This window comes from Oleidesulfovibrio vietnamensis, from assembly GCF_055388115.1.
In genome coordinates, this window is sequence record NZ_AP042419.1 from 938,347 (window position 1) to 956,028 (window position 17,682).

The following is a 17,682-nucleotide window of genomic DNA, read 5'->3' on the forward strand; positions in this document are numbered from 1 at the left end:
TGTATGCGACCCCCCCCCAAGGAGAAAGACAAATGAGAAGCCCCACAGTGCTGTGTCTTGATATAGGCAGCGGAACGCAGGACGTGCTCTACCACATTCCGGGCATCGAGCCGGAAAACAGACCGAAATTTGTGCTGCCCGCACCTGCGCGTATGGTCGCGCGCAGGCTTGCGGCGCTTACCGCGGCCGGCAGTGCGGTATATCTGCATGGCAGCAACATGGGCGGCGGTTTTTTCGGCGCTGTCAAAAAGCACCTTGCGGCCGGTCTTGCGGTGTGCGCGCATCCTGAAGCGGCAGCCGCCATACATGACAACCCCGCGCGGGTGCAGATGCTGGGTGTGGAAATTTCCGGATCATGCCCCGGCGGATATGTGCCGGTGCATCTGTCCGATTATGACGCGGCGTTCTGGCAGGCTTTTCTGGGAATGGCGGGGCTTGAAATGCCCGATACCGTGGTGGCTGCCGCTCAGGACCATGGTTTTTTTCCCGATAGCTCCAACAGGGAAGGGCGGTTCACGTTATGGCGGCGTTTTTTGCGCGAACATGACGGCGACCCGGCCTCATTGATATTTCATGATGTGCCGCCGGAGCTTACGCGTCTTGCGGTGTTGCAGAAAGCCATAGGCGGCGGACCTGTGTGCGATTCCGGCGCCGCCGCCGTGCTGGGGGCTTTGTCCATGCCGGAGGTCGCACAGCGCAGTCACCGGCACGGTATTACGGTTGTCAACGTGGGCAACAGCCATGTGGTTGCTTTTCTGGTGTACCGTGAACGGGTGTACGGCGTGTATGAGCATCATACCGGCATGCTGGATACGGCTGCCCTGCTGCACGACCTGACGGAGTTCCGGCGGGCGTGGCTGCCCGACGAACAGGTGCGCGCCTGCGGCGGCCACGGGTGCATGTTCAACACCATTCCGGAAGAGGCGGAAAGCTTTCGCCCCACATTTGTGCTGGGGCCGCGGCGCGCCATGCTGGAGGGGCAGGGACAGTTCATCGCGCCGGCGGGTGATATGATGCTTGCCGGATGCTTCGGCATGCTGCACGGCCTCGGGTTGTCGTAGGGGCGCGCAGAACAACTGATGTCTGTGTCGCGCAACGTATGCGGCTTCGGTAATGTTTGACATTTTCGTTACTGGCCGTAAAATCGCGCAATTCCCAGCCTGTAACGGCAGTTACCGTATAGCCACGCGCCCGCTGGCGCACAGGAGAATATCGCATGGAGTTTTTCGACAGAGCCGAAACATGGAGCCGCGAAGAGATTGAGCGGGTGCAGCTTGTACGGCTGCGCAACACCGTGCAGCAAGCCTCAGGTTCGCCTTTTTATGCCGCACGTCTTAAAGAGGCAGGCATAGCCCCCGCAGATATCCGCTCGCTGGACGATCTGCGGTCTGTTCCGCCCACCACGAAAAACGACCTGCGTGAACAGTATCCGGCAGGGCTGGTGGCTGTTCCCCGCGAGCAGCTTGTCCGGCTGCATGCTTCCAGCGGCACCACAGGGGCCCCCACCGTGGTGCACCATACGCAGAATGACCTGAATTCCTGGGCCGATCTGGTTGCCCGCAGTATGTATATGGTCGGTGTGCGTCCCGATGATGTCTTTCAGAACACATCGGGGTACGGGTTGTTCACCGGCGGGCTGGGCATCCACTACGGTGCGGAGCGTCTGGGATGCCACACCATTCCCGCGGGGCCGGGCAATACAAAACGGCAGATTAAATTCATCCGCGATTTTCAGACAACTGTATTGCATATCATTCCTTCGTATGCGCTGTATCTGGGCGCCGCGCTGGAAGAAGAAGGCCTGAGCGGCGCCGAGCTGCCCTGCCGTGTTGCACTGATAGGGGCCGAGCCGCATACCGAGGAAATACGCCAGCGTATCGAGCAGATGCTGGGGCTTAAAGCCTACAATTCTTACGGTCTGTCAGAAATGAACGGACCGGGAGTGGCCTTTGAGTGCACACATCAGACCGGCATGCATGTGTGGGAAGACGCTTTCATCCCCGAAATAGTCAACCCGGACACTCTGGAACCCGTAGCCGACGGCGAAGTGGGCGAACTGGTCATGACCACGCTGTGTCGTCAGGGTATGCCCATTTTACGGTACCGCACCCGCGACCTGACCCGTTTTCTGCCGGGCGAATGCGCCTGCGGACGTATGCACCGCCGTATTGACCGTATTCTGGGCCGTGCGGACGACATGATGATTATCAAAGGGGTGAACATTTACCCCATGCAGATAGAACAGGTGCTCATGGGCTTCCCCGAAGTGGGCGAAAACTACGTCATCGAGCTGGTCAGTGAAGATTTCATCGACCAGCTGACGGTGAAGGTGGAAATCCGCGACGGGTATTTTGTAGAAGACATGCGCGTGCTTACAGGATTGCAGAAAGCCATTGTACGCCAGCTGCGTGACGAGATTCTGGTGACACCGCGCGTGGATCTGGTGCAGACAGGTTCGCTGCCCAAAAGTGAAGGAAAAGCCGTGCGCGTGATAGACAGACGCGGCAAGGAGTAAGAGTGGAAACAGCTTTGGCTGTGCTGACCATCATTGTGATGGTGCTTGCGCTGGGACTGCATATTTTCGGCCTGCCTGCCAACTGGGTTGTGCTTGGCATTGCCGGGCTGTGGAAATGGCTGCATCCCGATGCTGCCGCCATGAATCTGACGTTCTTTATCATTATCGGCGGACTTGCACTGGCCGGTGAAATTCTGGAATTCGGCGTGCAGATGCTGGGCGCCAGACGTTACGGCGGCACAGGCAGGGGAACGCTGGGCGGATTTATCGGCGGTATTGCCGGTGCGATACTGGGTGCCCCGTTCTTTCTGGGGCTGGGTGCGCTGCTGGGTGCGCTGGGAGGCGCCTATCTGGGATGTCTGGTCATGGAACTGGGGCTGGGACGTTCGGGCGACGAAGCACGCCGGGCAGCCATGGGGACATTCATCGGCCGGTTTCTGGGGCTTTCGCTCAAATTCGGTCTGGGGGTGTGGATGGTGAGCATGACTATACCGCGCCTGTGGGGCTGATGCGCCGCTTTGCCGGCAGGCACGTTGCGTCCCGGTTGTGAAACGCATATGAGTACGGCGCGGGCGGCAATGCGGCCCGCGCCTTTTTATTTTTGCCGGAGGATAGCGCATGATGCTTGAAAATGTCGCCGTGGTGCTTGTGGAGCCCCGGTTTCCTGAAAATATAGGTATGGTGGCCCGCGCCTGCGCCAATATGGGCGTAAACGAACTGGTGGTGGTGGCCCCCGAAAGGTGGAACCCCGAAAAATCTGTTCCGCTGGCAACGCCCAAGGGGGTGCCGGTGCTGGAATCTGTGCGGCACGAAGATACGCTGGCCGCGGCGCTGGCACCATATACGCTGGTTCTGGGCACCACTGCCAGAACAGGCGGATGGCGGCGTCAGATATTGTCGCCTGAAACAGCCGCACCCGTGGTGCAGCAGGAAGTGGCCGCAGGCGGCAGGGTGGCCATTGTTTTCGGACGTGAAGACAGAGGCCTGACCAACGAGGAGACGGAAGTCTGTTCGCGCCTTGTGACCATTCCTACCAGCGAGGCAAGCTCCCTTAACCTTGCGCAGGCTGTGCTCATTCTGCTGTATGAATGTTTCAAGCTGTCTGATGCCAGGCCTTTTCACAAATCGGCGGGGGCACTTTCGCGGGTTGTCACGCATGAAGAGCAGGAAATCCTGTTCGCGGCATTGCAGGATACTCTGCTGGACATTGACTATCTGCGCGAGGATAATCCGGACTATTTCATGCTGCCCGTGCGGCGTTTTATGCAGAAAGCTTCGCTGCGCAGACATGAATTTGATATGCTGATGGGCATATGCAGGCAGGTCAGACGGCTTGCCCGTGTGGCAGCCGAAAAAGAAGACCGCGACGCATCAGCATAGGTTCCGCAGCGGCGGGACAGGTTTTTTCCGGCTCCGGCACCATTGGTGCCGGATTTTTTGTATGTATTCTGAGCGTGCTTCAGATTTTGCGGCCGGTGGCACAGGCAGTGCCCGCAGCCCATTGCGGCCACTGGGGCCAGCGCGGCGGGCATGTGCAGCTGAAGCCGGGCATATCTATCTTGAAATGATGCAGGTACAGTGTCCCGTCCGCCTGACTGCTGCCGTATACGCAGTCTCCGGCGATGGGGTGTCCGGCATGAGCCAGATGGGCGCGTATCTGGTGACGGGCTCCGCGGTGGATGGCGGCCAGTACCAGCGTTGTCTTCTGGCCGTCCATGGATTCTGCGGGCAGTGCGCGCAGCGGCAGAACTGTGGTATGCCGCAGCGGGTCCTGCGCTTCGTGCGGCAGAACAGTGGTTACCTGTCTGTTTTGCATATTCAGTTCGTTGCGGCAGGCCACAGGAGCTTTCATATGGCCCAGCACCACGGCCAGATAGAGTTTTTCCACCTGTCCTGCCTGCTCAAATTTGCGGAAGGCTTCTGCCGCATGGCTGCCGAAGGCTGCCAGCACCATGCCGGAGGTGGGTCTGTCCAGCCTGTTGACGAGGACCGGCGGTGTTTCGCCCGCAAACAGGCTGTCCAGCTGGTCTTCCACACTGGGAGCCGGTGACGCGGCGATACGCGCCGAATGCAGCCCCTCTGGCTTGAATATTGCCGCGTAGTCTGCCGTGCGGCAGAGCACCTCTGCCTGCGCTGCCGGAAGGATGTGCTGCGTTTTGTTCCGGCATGGGCACACTATGTCGATAACATCGCCGGTTTGCGTGCGGTACCCCGCAGCACGGGGAACCCCGTTTACAGTGATGGTGCAGTGTTCCCACAGGCGGCGCCTTGCCCGTATGCCCGTTTCAGGAAAAAGCAGGGCGAGCAGTGCGTCCAGCCGGTCGCCGTTGTTTTCTGCTGTCACAGTCAGCGTGTGTCGTGTGTCCGAGGCTTGCATATGGTGTTTCCAGAAGCTGCTTTCTGCCGCGAGGCAGGAGACGGAACCCTGAGGTATTTACACTGTTTTGACAAGTCCGCAGGATGAGGCGGCGCAAAAAAGCAGAAACGGACCGCTGCGGGCCCGTTTCTGTTACTCTTGAAAAATGTTGCAGAGAATATATAAAGTGATGTGCCGTTACGCAGAATCGGCAAGATGCTCCTGTTCTTCCTGCATGGGGTGTTGTTCTGCGCCGGGACTCAGTTTGTAACCGAGTTCTTCGGCCATGTATTCAAGTGCACTTATGTTTTTTGTGACACGCATGATTTCAAGCAGCGTGTCGGCGCCCAGCTTTGCGCTCTGGTCATAGGGGTTCAGCTCGCGCATCATGGTGGGATAGGGTTTGCCTATGCGTTCTGCCACCCATTTGGACTGTTTGGCGTTAAGTACCATGGCCTGCGTGATACGTGTTACCGAATCGTTCATAGCTCCTCCTGAACTGATTGCGTGTGCCGGACCTGTGTGGCTGATTCCGGCTTTACCACCGGGGAAAGAACTCCATGGTATGCACTTCATCACAGACAGCGCGGCCCGTAAATTAGGACTGACTGTATTTTTGCGTTGGAAACAATAGTATTTTTATGGTAGGGGTTATAACTGGTATATTTTTCATGGCCGGCATTTTTTTTATTATTATAAATGGGTTGTGATTGTTATTAAGTTGCCGGGGGGGTAGGGAGCCACCTTCGAACAGGGGGTTACGGAATTATGGGGGAAGGATATTCACTGATCATTGCCGAAGACCACACCCTTCTGCGCGAGGGGCTGAAGTCGCTGCTGCAGTCTGTACCGCATCTTATAGTCACCGGAGAAGCCAGTGACGGACAGATGGCGGTTGACCTGTGTGACAGAAACCAGCCCGATCTTGTGCTGATGGATATTTCCATGCCTCGTATGGACGGTGTGCAGGCTACTCGTCTGATAAAAAAGCGCCACCCCGAGGTACGGGTGCTGGTGCTGACCGTGCACGGTGCCGGCGAGTATGTTTATGCGGCGCTTGCCGCCGGAGCAGACGGGTATGTCTTGAAAGATGCCAGCAACGACGAGTTTATTCTGGCTGTGGAGTCTGTGCTGGGCGGCAAGATTTATCTGAGTCCGGGCGTTTCCGACGCTGTGGTCAAAGGATATCTGAACGACGCCAGAGGGCAGTCTGTCTCGTCCAGCTGGGAAACGCTGACACCACGCGAACAGGAAATTTTTCAGCTGGTGGCCGAAGGCTATAAAAACCGTGAAATCGCCGAAATGCTGGTGGTCAGCGTGAAGACGGTGGAAAAGCACCGTTCCAACCTGATGCAGAAGCTAGGGGTACATTCCGCTGCCGAACTGCGTGCTCTGGCGCTGGAGCGGGGTATTATTTTGCGCATGCGTTCAGACGGATAGCCAGATCTGTAAGATTGTACCGCCGTATCCTGTGGCGCGCCGGATGCTGACTGCCTGAGAACAGCCCTGTGGCAGGCACCGGCAAAATTACCGGCGGAGAAAAGTAAAAACGCCCGCATCTGCCGATGCGGGCGTTTTGTATGCAGAGCGGTTGTTCCGGCTGCTATTTGGCCACACCCACGGCGCGGCGTTCCCGGATGACGGTAACGCGGATCTGGCCGGGATAGGTGAGGTTTTTCTCGATTTTTTCCGAGATGTCTTTGCACAGCATGTATGTTGTGTCGTCGTCAACTTCATCGGAATTGACAAGAACGCGGATTTCGCGGCCTGCCTGAATGGCGTAGGCTTTGGAAACCCCTTCCATGCCGTTGGCTATACCTTCAAGGTCTTCAAGCCGTTTCACGTAATTTTCCAGCAATTCCTTGCGCGCACCGGGGCGTGCACCGGAAAGGCTGTCTGCGGCCTGCACCAGCACAGCCAGAGCGCTTTTGGGCGGCACATCTTCGTGGTGGGCTGCTATGGCGTGGATAATTTCCTTGGATTCGCCGTATTTCTTTGCCAGATCGGCTCCGATGACGGCATGCGGACCTTCCACATCGTGGTCCACTGCTTTGCCGATGTCGTGCAGCAGCCCCGCGCGCTTGGCGCGTTTTTCGTCCATGCCCAGTTCTGCAGCCATAATGCCGCACAGCGATGCGACTTCCATGGAGTGCTGAAGCACATTCTGCGAAAAGCTGGTGCGGTATTTGAGCTGCCCCAGCAGTTTGATGATTTCGGGATGTATGCCGTGCACGCCCACGTCAAAGGTAGCCTGTTCGCCCACTTCGCGCAGCTGCACTTCCAGCTCCTGCTCACACTTGCGTACAATGTCTTCAATGCGTGCGGGGTGGATACGTCCGTCGCTGATCAGCCTTTCCAGCGCCATTTTGGCAATCTGCCTGCGCAGAGGGCTGTAGGCGGAAAGGATGACCGTTTCCGGAGTGTCGTCAATGATCAGATCAACGCCGGTGGCTGCTTCCAACGCACGGATGTTGCGTCCTTCGCGGCCTATGATGCGGCCTTTCATGTCTTCGCTGGGCAGCGAGACTGCGGTAACGGTCTGTTCGTTGACAAAGTCGCCGGCATACCGCTGAACAGCTGTGGCCAGAATTTTCTGGGCACTGCGCGAAGCGGTCTCCTTGGCTTCTGTTTCTATGACGCGGATCATCTTTCCGGCTTCGTGGCGGGTTCTTGCCTCCACTTCGCTGAAAATGCGCGCCTTGGCTTCTTCAGATGTCAGACCGGATATTTCCTGAAGCTTTTTATCCTGCTCCGCAATTTTCTGGGTCAGTTCCTCTTCCTTAAGCCCCAGAGTGCGTTCGCGCCTGTTCAGTTCTTTTTCCACAGAAAGAGCATCGTGTTCTTTCTGGGCCAGCTTTTCCAGTTTTTCTTCAAGCCGTTCGGTCTGTTCCTGCAGCCTGCGTTCACGGATTTTCAGTTCGTGTTCGCGTTCTTTAAATTCGCGTTCGAGTTCACGTTTCTGGTTAAAGAGTTCATCCTGCCCCTGGATGAGCACTTCCTTTTTGTGCGCCTGTGCCTCTTTGCGTGCCTCCTCGATAATGCGGTCGGCCAGTTCGCGGGCGTCCTGCAGACGTTTGGCGCTGACTATTTTGTGCAGTATGAAGCCTGTGGCTGCCCCGACTGCCATGCCGACGAGGAGGAGTACTATTTCTATAAGGCCCATGCCTCGACTCCCTTTTATTGTCATCGGGTGCGTTGACCCGGTTGAATGAATCCCGACGGCGGTCACGCTGACCGGCCGGTTCCATAAAGGGAAGCGGGCAAGCAGGAAAGGTTGCTTTACTGCCGGCGGTTCTTTGCTACAGACAAGAGAACACGCCGGACGGAGGCGGGGTGACGCAAGGGTATATGAGGCCCCGGAGAGCCGTGTGCCTGCTATTGCAGGACCTGGTTGCCCAGGTGGACGTCTGAGGCGGCACTTCAGGCTTCCCGCCAAGCGGGCATGCACACAGAACCGCCATTCCGGCATCCTTTTTTATGCTTGTGAGGTCAGCAACAGCCGGTCAATCACGCACACTCCAGGGTAAACTCTCGTCATCATCGCCCGCGGGGGGCTGGTTATGCTCATCTATCTTTGCCAGCAGCGCCGCAAGCCGTTTGTCAAACTCTTGGTGCTGATGGTTTGATTGCAGCAAATCGTCTGCCAGTCCCAGAACCAGAAAAGTCAGGAGTTTTTCCTTGCTAAGCTGCTTCCCGTGGAATTTCAGTTTATTGTAACGCTCTTCAACGAGCTGGCGCGCCTGTTCGACCCGTTGCGGATCGGCTTCGGCTTTGAAGGACACTTCAAGTCCCAGAACGGATAAGTTGTAGCTGCGCACGGTGCGCTCTATTCTTCCCCGGTATGGGTTTTCAGTTTGGCAAGCAGGTTGTCCATGCGCGCCAGTACGGCTTCACGCGTGGTACGCTCCTGCTCGAGCGACTCCTTGAGTTCCCTGTTTTCGTCAGCCAAAGCAGAAAGGCCCGAATCTACTTCTTCCTTAAGGCGCCGGTTTTCTTCGCTCAACGCTTCAATGGTAGTAAGTAGTGAATCGATTCGGCTTTCCAGCCGGTCTAAGAGCTCCATGTCGGAATTGTAACCATTTTGATGCATGAAATCAAGAATGACGCGTTTTGCGCAGGTTTTTCTGACGTCCGCGGGCGATGGCCAATTCACCGTCCTCTACGTCTTTAGTAATCACTGATCCCGCGCCGACAAGGGCCTGCTTCCCGATGGAAACGGGGGCCACCAGCGCGGTGTTACTGCCGATGAATGCTTTTTCGCCTATGACGGTGCGGTGTTTATTCACGCCGTCATAGTTGCAGGTGATGGTGCCGGCGCCGATATTGGCTTCGCTGCCGATGTCCGCATCACCCAGATAGGTCAGATGGCTTGCCTTTGCCCCTTTGCGGAGCACGGCTTTTTTCATTTCAACAAAGTTGCCCATTCTGGCGTCCTGTTCCAGCACGGCCCCGGGACGCAGACGGGCATATGGACCGGCAACGGCACCTGTGGCTATTTCCGCCTGTTCTGCGTGGCTGAAATTGCGCAGGGTGCTGCCGGGGTGCAGACGGCTGTCTTTTACCCAGCAGTGCGAATCAATGACGGCCTGAGCACCCACAAAGGTGTTTCCGTACAGTTCGCACGGGCCGTGAATGACAGCCCCCGGTTCTATGACCACATCGGGACCGATGCGTACCGAACCGGCAGCATGTACATGGACTCCGTTGTGCAGATGACGGGTCACAATGTTTTCGCGCAGCAGCTCTTCAGAACGCATGAGTTCGGCGGGAGTGTTCACTCCCAGCAGGTCAGGATCGTTGCCGCATCCCACACCTTCCACACGCAGTCCCTGCCTGACGGCAAGTTCCACGATATCGGTAATGTAGTATTCTCCGCTGGCATTGGCATTGGTCAGAAGAGGCAACAGCGGTGATACTGCGGCCACCTTGAGCAGATAAATGCCTGCGTTGATTTCACGCGGTTCCGGCCCGTGCTGCGCCGTATCGTAGTCTTTGGCTTCAATGACCGCTGCTACGTGCCCATGACGGCGTACAACCCTGCCGAAGGCTGCGGGGTCTTCCAGCGTCAGGGTGATGAAGCCCACGTCAGCGCCGGAGCCTGCCGTGCGGTCCAGCAGCCTGACGATTGAATCGGAGCGCACCAGCGGCGTGTCGCCGTTGATGACCAGCACATAGTCAATGCCGGAAGCTGTGACCTTGTCCCATGCGCACTGCAGCGCATGGCCGGTGCCGAGTTGTTTTTCCTGCAGCACGAATTCGCGTTCTTCATGGCAGAAAGCTTTGCGTACCATGTCTGCGCCATGGCCGATAACAGTCCATACCGCCTTGGAAAACAGCGGATCAAGCGCCCTGTATACAAAGCGCAGCATGGGCTCGCCCAGCAGCGGCTGCAGCACCTTGGGTTTGTCGGAATACATGCGCGTTCCTTTGCCTGCGGCAAGGATAACAGCGCCTGCGGTATACTGGTTCGAGGACATGATGTCTCCGGTTGCGTATCTCGTCTGGCTGTCCGTTATGGGACAGCTGCTAAAACAGAAGAAAACTACAGACAGATACACCCCGTTGTCCAGATAAATACGCCGGAACGGTACATGCTTCTTTGAAGGTATGACTTGCGGAAGCGGGAAGGGGACGCCTCGTTGTGCCGGTGCGGGCGGTAAAACAGGCTTTGCGGGCAGTGACTGCGTAAAAAAGTGCTACCGGAATATCTTTTTGAACAACAGACATTCCGGCCGGAGGACTGCTGTTTGGCGAGGCGTCTGATGTTCGTTGCCTCCTGTCCGCCGTTTTTATCCGCTGCCGGTTATCTGTACCGGTGATGTGATGCCGGTTGGCGGACTGTACGCGCCGGAGGATGAGCGCAGGAACCGTGTGCGCGGCATACGGGTGCCGCGCACGGCGCGGCTGTGCATGCTTGTGTATTGCAGCGGTTGCGCAGTGCGCAGGCCGTGTGCGCTGCGGCGCGGCCATCCTGTTTCCGCTGCCGGCGGTCCGATGCGTTGCCGCATCAGGTGGCTTCTGAAAAAAGATGCAGAGCCTCTACAGGCCGACAGGATACTGTGCCTGCAAAGAGTTTTTTAGCTGTGCCTGACGGGAAGTTGCATGGAGCAGGCAACCTGAAGAATCTTTCTTTGTGCATCCGGAAACGGGCAGGAATCGGGAACACTGTTTATCGTGGCGTTGCAATTTAGCGGGGTTCCGGTGACTGACAGGGCAGTGCAGGCAGCGGGTATGCGGAAGCAGCGCTTGCAGGGGGTATGCGCCGCGGGTTGCGGCTGCGCGTTCCGCAGCCGGTGCACGGCAGGACGCAGGTGAGGAGTGTGTTTTCAGGACGGGCTGAGGGAGTAAAAAAACGGGCCGGCTGTAAAGCCGGCCCGTTGTCATACTGGTTGCTACCGCTGCATGCAGCTAGGCTGCATTGCGTACCTGAAGGCGGGCCAGAGCACGCTTCAGGGCGGCTTCAGCGCGGGTGGCGTCGATCTTTTCACGTTCGGCTTTCAGGCGCTCTTCAGCGCGCTGCTGAGCCTTGCGTGCGCGTTCGATGTCGATGTCTTCGGCACGTTCAGCGGATTCGGCCAGAATGGTCACTTTGTTGTCGGAAACTTCAGCGAAGCCGCCGGAAACAAAGGCGTATCTGGTTTTGCCGCCGGCCTTGTAGTACAGGCTGCCGATGGACAGAGCCGAAAGGAACGGGATGTGGTTGGGCAGTACGCCGAACTCACCCTCGTATCCAGGGGCGCCGACATAGTCCACCTGCTCGCTCAGGACCACCTTGTCCGGTGTCACGATTTCAAGCTGGAGAGACTTTTCCATAGGTCAGCTCCTTACGCGGCTTGCTGACGCTGGTTATAACGCTCCACGGCCATTTCGATACCGCCGACCATGTAGAAGTCGTTTTCAGCCAGGTGGTCGTATTCACCGTTCAGAATGCCGCGGAAGGCCTTGATGGTCTCTTCCAGCTTTACATACACACCAGGGGTGCCGGTGAACACTTCTGCCACGTGGAACGGCTGAGAGAGGAAACGCTGGATGCGGCGTGCGCGCGCAACGGTCTGCTTGTCCTCGTCCGACAGTTCGTCCATACCCAGAATGGCAATGATGTCCTGCAGGTCTTTGTACTTCTGCAGCACCATCTGAACTTCACGTGCCACGCTGTAGTGTTCGGCACCAACAACGTTGGGGTCGAGAATACGCGAAGTGGAGTCCAGCGGGTCAACCGCAGGGTAGATGCCGAGTTCTGCAATCTGACGCGAAAGCACGAGCGTTCCGTCAAGGTGCGAGAACGTGGTTGCAGGCGCGGGGTCGGTAAGGTCGTCCGCGGGAACGTAAACAGCCTGCACCGAGGTGATGGAACCCTTGGTGGTGGAGGTGATGCGTTCCTGCAGGCCGCCAAGGTCGGTGCCCAGCGTGGGCTGGTAACCCACCGCGGAAGGCATACGGCCGAGCAGTGCGGACACTTCCGAACCTGCCTGCGTAAAGCGGAATATATTGTCAACAAAGAGCAGCACGTCCTGATTTTCTTCGTCACGGAAGTATTCCGCGCAGGCCAGTGCAGTCAGTGCAACACGTGCACGTGCTCCCGGAGGTTCGTTCATCTGGCCGTACACAAGTGCGGCTTTTTCCAGAACGCCGGCGTCCTTCATTTCGTGGTACAGGTCGTTACCTTCACGGGTACGCTCACCAACACCTGCAAACACGGAAATACCGCCGTGCTGTTTTGCAATGTTGTTGATCATTTCCATCAGAATAACGGTTTTACCCACGCCTGCACCGCCGAAGAGACCCATTTTGCCGCCCTTGGGGAAGGGAATCAGCAGGTCAACAACCTTGATGCCGGTTTCAAGCAGTTCAACATTGGTGTTCTGCTCGTTGAATTCGGGTGCGGGACGGTGAATGGGAAGGCTTTTCGCCGCGTCTATGTCGCCCATTTCGTCCACAGGACGGCCCACAACGTTCATGATGCGGCCCAGAGAGGCGCTGCCCACGGGCACCATGATGGGGTTGCCAGTATCGGTCACTTCCATGCCGCGGACAAGACCTTCGGTCGCGTCCATGGCGATTGTGCGAACAACGTTGTCACCCAGATGCTGTGCCACTTCGCAGATAAGCTCGGGGCAGTCAGCGTTGTTGGGGTTTTTAATGACCAACGCGTTCAGAATGTTAGGAAGGTTGCCATCGGCAAACTCGACGTCGACAACGGCGCCGATGACCTGAGTGATCTTGCCTATGTTACTCATACCTCTTAAGCTCCCTTTTATCCTTTCAGGGCTTCAGCGCCGCCGACGATATCCATAAGGTCTCGCGTGATCGCCGCCTGTCTGGTCTTGTTGTAGAGCAGCGTCAGGGAACTGATCATGTCGTCGCAGCTCCGCGTGGCGTTGTCCATGGCAGTCATCCGTGCAGCGTGTTCACTGGCCGATGTGTCCAGAAGGCCGCGGTAGATCTGCACCTTGATGAAGCGGGGCAGAAGCTCGGCAAGCAATCCTTCGACAGCGGGCTCGTAGGTGTACTCTTTTGACGGAGCAGCCACCTCTTCTTCCTTGGCGGCAGCCATGGGAAGCAGCTGGAGACGCTGGGGGACCTGCCTGACCATGCTCTGGAATTCGCCGTAAATCATTACGACTTCGTCCAGCTCACCAGTCAGGTACGCATGAATGACGTCCAGTCCGATCGAGTTTGCCATGGTGAAGTCAAATGCGTTCATCTGACCCACAAGTTCCTTGACTATCTCGAATTCGGACTTGCGTACGGCATCGCGTGCTTTTTTTCCAACGCAGTAAAACTTTACGGTTTTACCGGCGCTGGCTTTTTCACGTGCCAGCCGCAGCGCGTCGTTGATCAGGTTGACGTTGAAGCTGCCGCACAGGCCGCGGTCCGACGTGGCGAGAATGATACCGCAGGTATTCACCTCTTCACGCTTTTCCAGCAGCGGGTGGGCAGACGAGTCGGCCTGCGAAGCAAGGTCACCGAGCATCTCATAGAACTTTGCAGCATAAGGTCTGAAACGTTCTATGCGTGTCTGGGCGCCGCGCAGCTTGGCCGAGGCCACCATGTTCATCGCTTTGGTGATCTGTTTTGTCTTCTTCACACCGGCGATTTTCAGTTGGACATCTTTCAAAGAAGGCATATTACCCCCCGCGGTTAGGCGGTGAAGCCTTTTTTGAACTCTTCGAGAGCCGCTTTCATGCGTCCTTCGATGTCGTTGTCAATGGCCTTTTTCTCGTCAAGATCTTTCAGTATGTCACCCTTGGCGTCCCGCAGGAACTCAATGTACTCAGCTTCGAACTTGCGGATGGATGCCACAGGCACATCGTCCATGAAGCCACGGGTTGCCGCGTACATGGAAGCTACCTGCTCGTTGAACGGCATGGGCTGGTACTGGGGCTGCTTGAGCAGTTCGACCAGGCGTGCGCCACGGTTCAGCTTTGCCTGCGTTGCCTTGTCAAGGTCAGAACCGAACTGGGCAAAAGCTGCCAGTTCGCGGTACTGGGCAAGGTCAAGACGCATGGTACCTGCAACCTGCTTCATTGCCTTGATCTGTGCAGCGCCGCCCACTCGGGAAACTGACAGACCGACGTTGATGGCAGGACGGATACCGGCGTTGAACAGGTTGGGTTCGAGGTACACCTGACCGTCGGTAATGGAGATAACGTTGGTCGGGATGTAGGCGGAAACGTCACCGGCCTGCGTTTCAATGATGGGCAGGGCGGTAAGCGAACCGGCACCCAGGCTGTCGTTCACTTTTGCGGCACGTTCAAGCAGCCGCGAGTGCAGGTAGAAAACGTCGCCGGGGAAAGCTTCACGTCCGGGAGGACGGCGCAGCAGCAGCGACATCTGGCGGTAGGCGGTAGCCTGCTTGGAAAGGTCATCGTAAACGATGAGCGCATGCTTGCCGCTGTCGCGGTAGTATTCAGCCATGGCACAGCCGGCATAGGCGGCGATGAACTGAAGCGGAGCCGGTTCGGAAGCGGTGGCGGAGATGATGGTGGTGTATTCCATCGCGCCGTGTTTTTTCAGCGTGTCTGCCACCAGAGCAACAGTGGAACGCTTCTGACCGATGGCCACGTAGAAGCAGTGGATGTCGGTGTTTTTCTGCGCCAGAATGGCGTCGATGCAGACGGCGGTCTTACCGGTCTGACGGTCGCCGATGACAAGTTCGCGCTGACCGCGGCCGATGGGCGTCATGGCGTCGATAGCCTTGATGCCGGTGGGCATGGGTTCGTGCACGGACTTACGGGCGATGATGCCGGGAGCCTTAAGTTCAACAGGACGGAATTCTTTGGAGTCAACCGGTCCTTCGCCGTCAATGGGCTGGCCGAGGGGGTTGAGAACACGGCCCATGACCGCATCGCCCACCGGCACGGAGAAGATTTTGCCGGTACGCTTTACCGGGTCACCTTCTTTAATGTCGGTATCCGGACCCAGCAGGGCCACACCGACGTTGTCTTCTTCAAGGTTCAGCACCATACCCATGAGCCCGCCGGGAAATTCCAGCAGTTCCATGGCCATGGCGTTGCGAACACCGTAAACGCGTGCAATACCGTCACCGACGTAAAGCACGGTACCGGTTTCGCTCATCTCGACTCGCTGTTCGTAATTCTGAATCTGCGATTCGATGATCTGGCTGATTTCTTCGGTCTTAATCTGCATGGCCCTACTCACCCCTCTTGATGTTATCCTTCAGAATGCCCAGCTGTGCGCGCAGGCTGGCATCAAGAACACGGTCGCCGACCTTCAGCACGACGCCGCCAAGGATATCCTTGTCTACGCTGAAGTTCAGCTCAATCTTCTGTCCGGCCTGCTTTTCAAGCTGTTCTTTCACCGCATCACGCTTGGCCTTGGCCAGTTTGATGGCGGTAACCAGCTCGCCGCGGATGATGCCTTTTTCGGCATCAAGCAGAAGACTGTAAAACGCGTTGATGTCCGGCAGGTCTGCCAGTCTGCCCTTGTCTGCAAGCAGGTTGCAGAAGTTGCTGACAGTCTGGCCTGCCCCGGCGGCTTGTAAAAGCTTGGCCAGAACCGCACGCTTCTCTTCAATGCTGAAGAGCGGGTTGCGGAAGAGTCTGGCAAGCGCGGGAGATTCCTCCACGGCCTTAGCAACGGCGGAGAGCTCGGAACCGAAAGCATCGAGTTCGGCAAGCCCCTGCTTCTGCCCTATGGCAAAAAGCGCCCTTGCATACCTACGAGCTGCGATGTTGCCGGTCAATTGAGCACCACCTTTGTTAAGTACTTGTCAATGAGCTTTTCCTGCTCTTTACCGTCCAGCCGTTCTTTGAGCAGCTTTTCGGTCGCATCAACAATCATGTCCGCCAGTTCTTCGCGCATGGCGTCCTTGGCGTACTTGACTTCGTTTTCTGCGGACTTTTTGGCTTGTTCAACGATTTGTCTGGCGGAGGTCTCCGCCTTGCTGATGATGGCCGCCTTCAGCGCCTCACCCTGAGCCTGATACTCTGCGATAATGGCTTTGCGCTCATTTTCGAGATCCGCGATACGCTTTTCAACGTCGCCAAGCTGTTTCTTGGCATCGGTTTTGCGCGTTTCCAGATCGTTGAGTTCCTGCTCGATTCCTTTGCGTCGGCCGCCGAAGAAAGCAATAAGCTTCTTGCCGGCCGCGTAGTAGATGATTGCGATGAATATCGCAAAGTTGGCAAGCCTGAATCCGAGGTTGGTCCAATCGTAATGGTGTTCCCCGGAAGCGGCTTCACCGCCGGCTGCCAGCGCAACGCCCGTGGCCAGGAGCATCACGCCAAGAACTAACAACAGTTTTCTCAGCCCTTTCAAAGCCGAACCCTCCTTCACTTTCGCCGTAAGTGTTACCCGAGGACCTTGGCAGTGGCCTTTTCCGCCAGGGCGCCCACTTGCCCTTTCAGCGTTTCCATAGCCTCTTGTACATCCTTGGCAACCTGCTTACGGGAAGCTTGCAGGATGGCCTGTGCCTCCTCGGAGGCTGCTGTGACAAGCTCCTGCTCCCTGGCGAGACCCTGCTCTTTCTGGGCGTCGCGCACTGCGGATGCATTGCGTCTTGCTTCAGACAGGGCGGTCTCATAGTTGCTGAGCTTCTGGTTGGCAGCATCAAGGAAACCCTCGGTGTCGCCCACCAGCCCCGACATCTTGTCAGCCCGCTGCTTGATGATCTCCCTAATTGGCCGGATAAGGAGAGCATTCAGCACCAGGAGCGTGACAAGAAAGTTCACCAACTGAATCAGTAAGGTGAAGTCTAAATTGATCATGCCTGCTCCCTTGGTGAGGTTGTGAATTTAAGCTCAAAGTCACGATGGGTTTAGCCAATATAACCCATTGTGTCAAAGCCTTTTTTGGAAATTTGTGAGTGCTTGTGAAAAATTTCTTGAATTTAACTGTTTGTTTTATCAGTTTATTCATATTCAAAAGGGCCGCTGTGCGGCCCTTTGTCTACTGGTCTGCAGTCTCGGGTGGAGTACCGGAGTCTGTGGCTTTCATCACAACGTCGCCCTGCAGCACCGCACCTTCCTCTATGACAAGTGACGGTGTGTTAAGGGTGCCCATGACGGTGGCCGTCCGGTGCAGCACGGCTTTTTTGCCGGCGGTGACAGTACCCTGCACCTTGCCGCTCACGATTATCTGGCCCACCTGAATCTGGCCCTGCAGGTCGGCGTCCTTGCCGACAATCAGTGTGCCCTGCGAGCGGATTTCTCCGGTAAAGGCTCCGTCGATGCGGACAGAGCCCTGAAAGTCCAGCTTTCCGTTGTATACGGTTCCCGCGCCCAAAAAGGCGTTGATTTCATCTTTCGACATTCGTGCATGCTCCTTACTGGATCGCGAAAAAAGAGGC

The 17,682-nt window shown here is 57.0% G+C and carries 18 protein-coding genes, 1 other RNA gene and 1 pseudogene; 5 read left to right on the forward strand and 15 right to left on the reverse strand.

The genetic code is table 11. From position 1 onward, the window contains the following. Nucleotides 1-32 precede the first annotated feature (32 nt). The 4 genes from ACZ5D1_RS03940 (at nucleotide 33) to ACZ5D1_RS03955 (ending at nucleotide 3,895) form a co-directional block, all read left to right on the forward strand. Nucleotides 33-1,061 (forward strand): DUF1786 domain-containing protein, encoded by a 1,029-nt coding sequence (locus ACZ5D1_RS03940; RefSeq protein ID WP_027181533.1) that lies wholly within the window; start codon nucleotides 33-35, stop codon nucleotides 1,059-1,061. Nucleotides 1,062-1,216: 155 nt separating this feature from the next. Further along, the gene (locus tag ACZ5D1_RS03945; protein ID WP_464555985.1) at nucleotides 1,217-2,515 is read left to right on the forward strand and encodes a phenylacetate--CoA ligase family protein; all 1,299 of its coding nucleotides are present in this window, start codon (nucleotides 1,217-1,219) and stop codon (nucleotides 2,513-2,515) included. Nucleotides 2,516-2,517: 2 nt separating this feature from the next. Beyond that, nucleotides 2,518-3,024: a DUF456 domain-containing protein gene (locus ACZ5D1_RS03950; protein WP_464555987.1), complete on the forward strand. Its 507-nt coding sequence runs from the start codon at nucleotides 2,518-2,520 to the stop codon at nucleotides 3,022-3,024. 112 nt (nucleotides 3,025-3,136) lie between these two features. Next, complete coding sequence (locus ACZ5D1_RS03955; RefSeq protein ID WP_041277097.1) at nucleotides 3,137-3,895, forward strand: RNA methyltransferase; 759 nt, start codon at nucleotides 3,137-3,139, stop codon at nucleotides 3,893-3,895. 79 nt (nucleotides 3,896-3,974) lie between these two features. On the opposite strand, the gene ACZ5D1_RS03960 is transcribed toward ACZ5D1_RS03955, so the two are convergent. Both ACZ5D1_RS03960 and ACZ5D1_RS03965 read right to left on the reverse strand, forming a co-directional pair. Beyond that, entirely contained in the window at nucleotides 3,975-4,892 is a 918-nt protein-coding gene (locus ACZ5D1_RS03960) for a pseudouridine synthase family protein (RefSeq protein WP_464555988.1), read from the reverse strand. 177 nt (nucleotides 4,893-5,069) lie between these two features. Next, nucleotides 5,070-5,357: a phage regulatory CII family protein gene (locus ACZ5D1_RS03965; protein WP_011367020.1), complete on the reverse strand. Its 288-nt coding sequence runs from the start codon at nucleotides 5,355-5,357 to the stop codon at nucleotides 5,070-5,072. 282 nt (nucleotides 5,358-5,639) lie between these two features. Here ACZ5D1_RS03965 and ACZ5D1_RS03970 point away from each other — a divergent pair, with 282 nt between their 5' ends. Continuing rightward, nucleotides 5,640-6,311, forward strand: coding sequence for a response regulator (locus ACZ5D1_RS03970; RefSeq protein ID WP_027181529.1), 672 nt, complete (start codon nucleotides 5,640-5,642; stop codon nucleotides 6,309-6,311). A 163-nt stretch (nucleotides 6,312-6,474) separates the two neighbouring features. On the opposite strand, the gene rny is transcribed toward ACZ5D1_RS03970, so the two are convergent. The 13 genes and pseudogenes from rny to ACZ5D1_RS04035 all read right to left on the reverse strand — a co-directional run bounded on the left by rny (nucleotide 6,475) and on the right by ACZ5D1_RS04035 (nucleotide 17,645). Then, entirely contained in the window at nucleotides 6,475-8,034 is a 1,560-nt protein-coding gene (gene rny / locus ACZ5D1_RS03975; protein ID WP_464555989.1) for a ribonuclease Y, read from the reverse strand. A 186-nt stretch (nucleotides 8,035-8,220) separates the two neighbouring features. Next, a non-coding RNA gene (gene ssrS, locus ACZ5D1_RS03980) (6S RNA) lies at nucleotides 8,221-8,399 on the reverse strand. Between the two features lie 101 nt (nucleotides 8,400-8,500). Further along, nucleotides 8,501-8,689, reverse strand: a pseudogene (zapA, locus tag ACZ5D1_RS03985) (cell division protein ZapA); the annotation flags it as partial. Nucleotides 8,690-8,697: 8 nt separating this feature from the next. Next, nucleotides 8,698-8,934 (reverse strand): cell division protein ZapB, encoded by a 237-nt coding sequence (locus ACZ5D1_RS03990; RefSeq protein WP_027181528.1) that lies wholly within the window; start codon nucleotides 8,932-8,934, stop codon nucleotides 8,698-8,700. A gap of 31 nt (nucleotides 8,935-8,965) precedes the next feature. Then, nucleotides 8,966-10,348, reverse strand: a complete 1,383-nt coding sequence (glmU, locus tag ACZ5D1_RS03995) for a bifunctional UDP-N-acetylglucosamine diphosphorylase/glucosamine-1-phosphate N-acetyltransferase GlmU (protein ID WP_464555991.1) — start codon at nucleotides 10,346-10,348, stop codon at nucleotides 8,966-8,968. A 931-nt stretch (nucleotides 10,349-11,279) separates the two neighbouring features. Further along, nucleotides 11,280-11,684, reverse strand: coding sequence for a F0F1 ATP synthase subunit epsilon (locus ACZ5D1_RS04000; protein WP_011367026.1), 405 nt, complete (start codon nucleotides 11,682-11,684; stop codon nucleotides 11,280-11,282). Nucleotides 11,685-11,695: 11 nt separating this feature from the next. Beyond that, nucleotides 11,696-13,108 (reverse strand): F0F1 ATP synthase subunit beta, encoded by a 1,413-nt coding sequence (gene atpD, locus ACZ5D1_RS04005; protein ID WP_011367027.1) that lies wholly within the window; start codon nucleotides 13,106-13,108, stop codon nucleotides 11,696-11,698. Nucleotides 13,109-13,125: 17 nt separating this feature from the next. Further along, entirely contained in the window at nucleotides 13,126-13,998 is an 873-nt protein-coding gene (locus tag ACZ5D1_RS04010) for a F0F1 ATP synthase subunit gamma (protein ID WP_011367028.1), read from the reverse strand. A 14-nt stretch (nucleotides 13,999-14,012) separates the two neighbouring features. Beyond that, nucleotides 14,013-15,521 carry a F0F1 ATP synthase subunit alpha gene (gene atpA, locus ACZ5D1_RS04015; protein WP_011367029.1) on the reverse strand — a complete coding sequence of 503 codons (1,509 nt, stop codon included), beginning with the start codon at nucleotides 15,519-15,521 and terminating at the stop codon, nucleotides 14,013-14,015. 4 nt (nucleotides 15,522-15,525) lie between these two features. Next, nucleotides 15,526-16,077, reverse strand: a complete 552-nt coding sequence (gene atpH, locus ACZ5D1_RS04020; RefSeq protein ID WP_011367030.1) for an ATP synthase F1 subunit delta — start codon at nucleotides 16,075-16,077, stop codon at nucleotides 15,526-15,528. Next, entirely contained in the window at nucleotides 16,074-16,652 is a 579-nt protein-coding gene (gene atpF, locus ACZ5D1_RS04025; RefSeq protein WP_011367031.1) for a F0F1 ATP synthase subunit B, read from the reverse strand. Before atpF ends, atpH begins: the two co-directional genes overlap by 4 nt. Nucleotides 16,653-16,684: 32 nt before the next feature. Beyond that, nucleotides 16,685-17,101, reverse strand: coding sequence for an ATP synthase F0 subunit B (locus tag ACZ5D1_RS04030; RefSeq protein WP_011367032.1), 417 nt, complete (start codon nucleotides 17,099-17,101; stop codon nucleotides 16,685-16,687). 181 nt (nucleotides 17,102-17,282) lie between these two features. Then, nucleotides 17,283-17,645: a bactofilin family protein gene (locus ACZ5D1_RS04035; protein WP_011367033.1), complete on the reverse strand. Its 363-nt coding sequence runs from the start codon at nucleotides 17,643-17,645 to the stop codon at nucleotides 17,283-17,285. Between the last annotated feature and the right edge of the window lie 37 nt (nucleotides 17,646-17,682).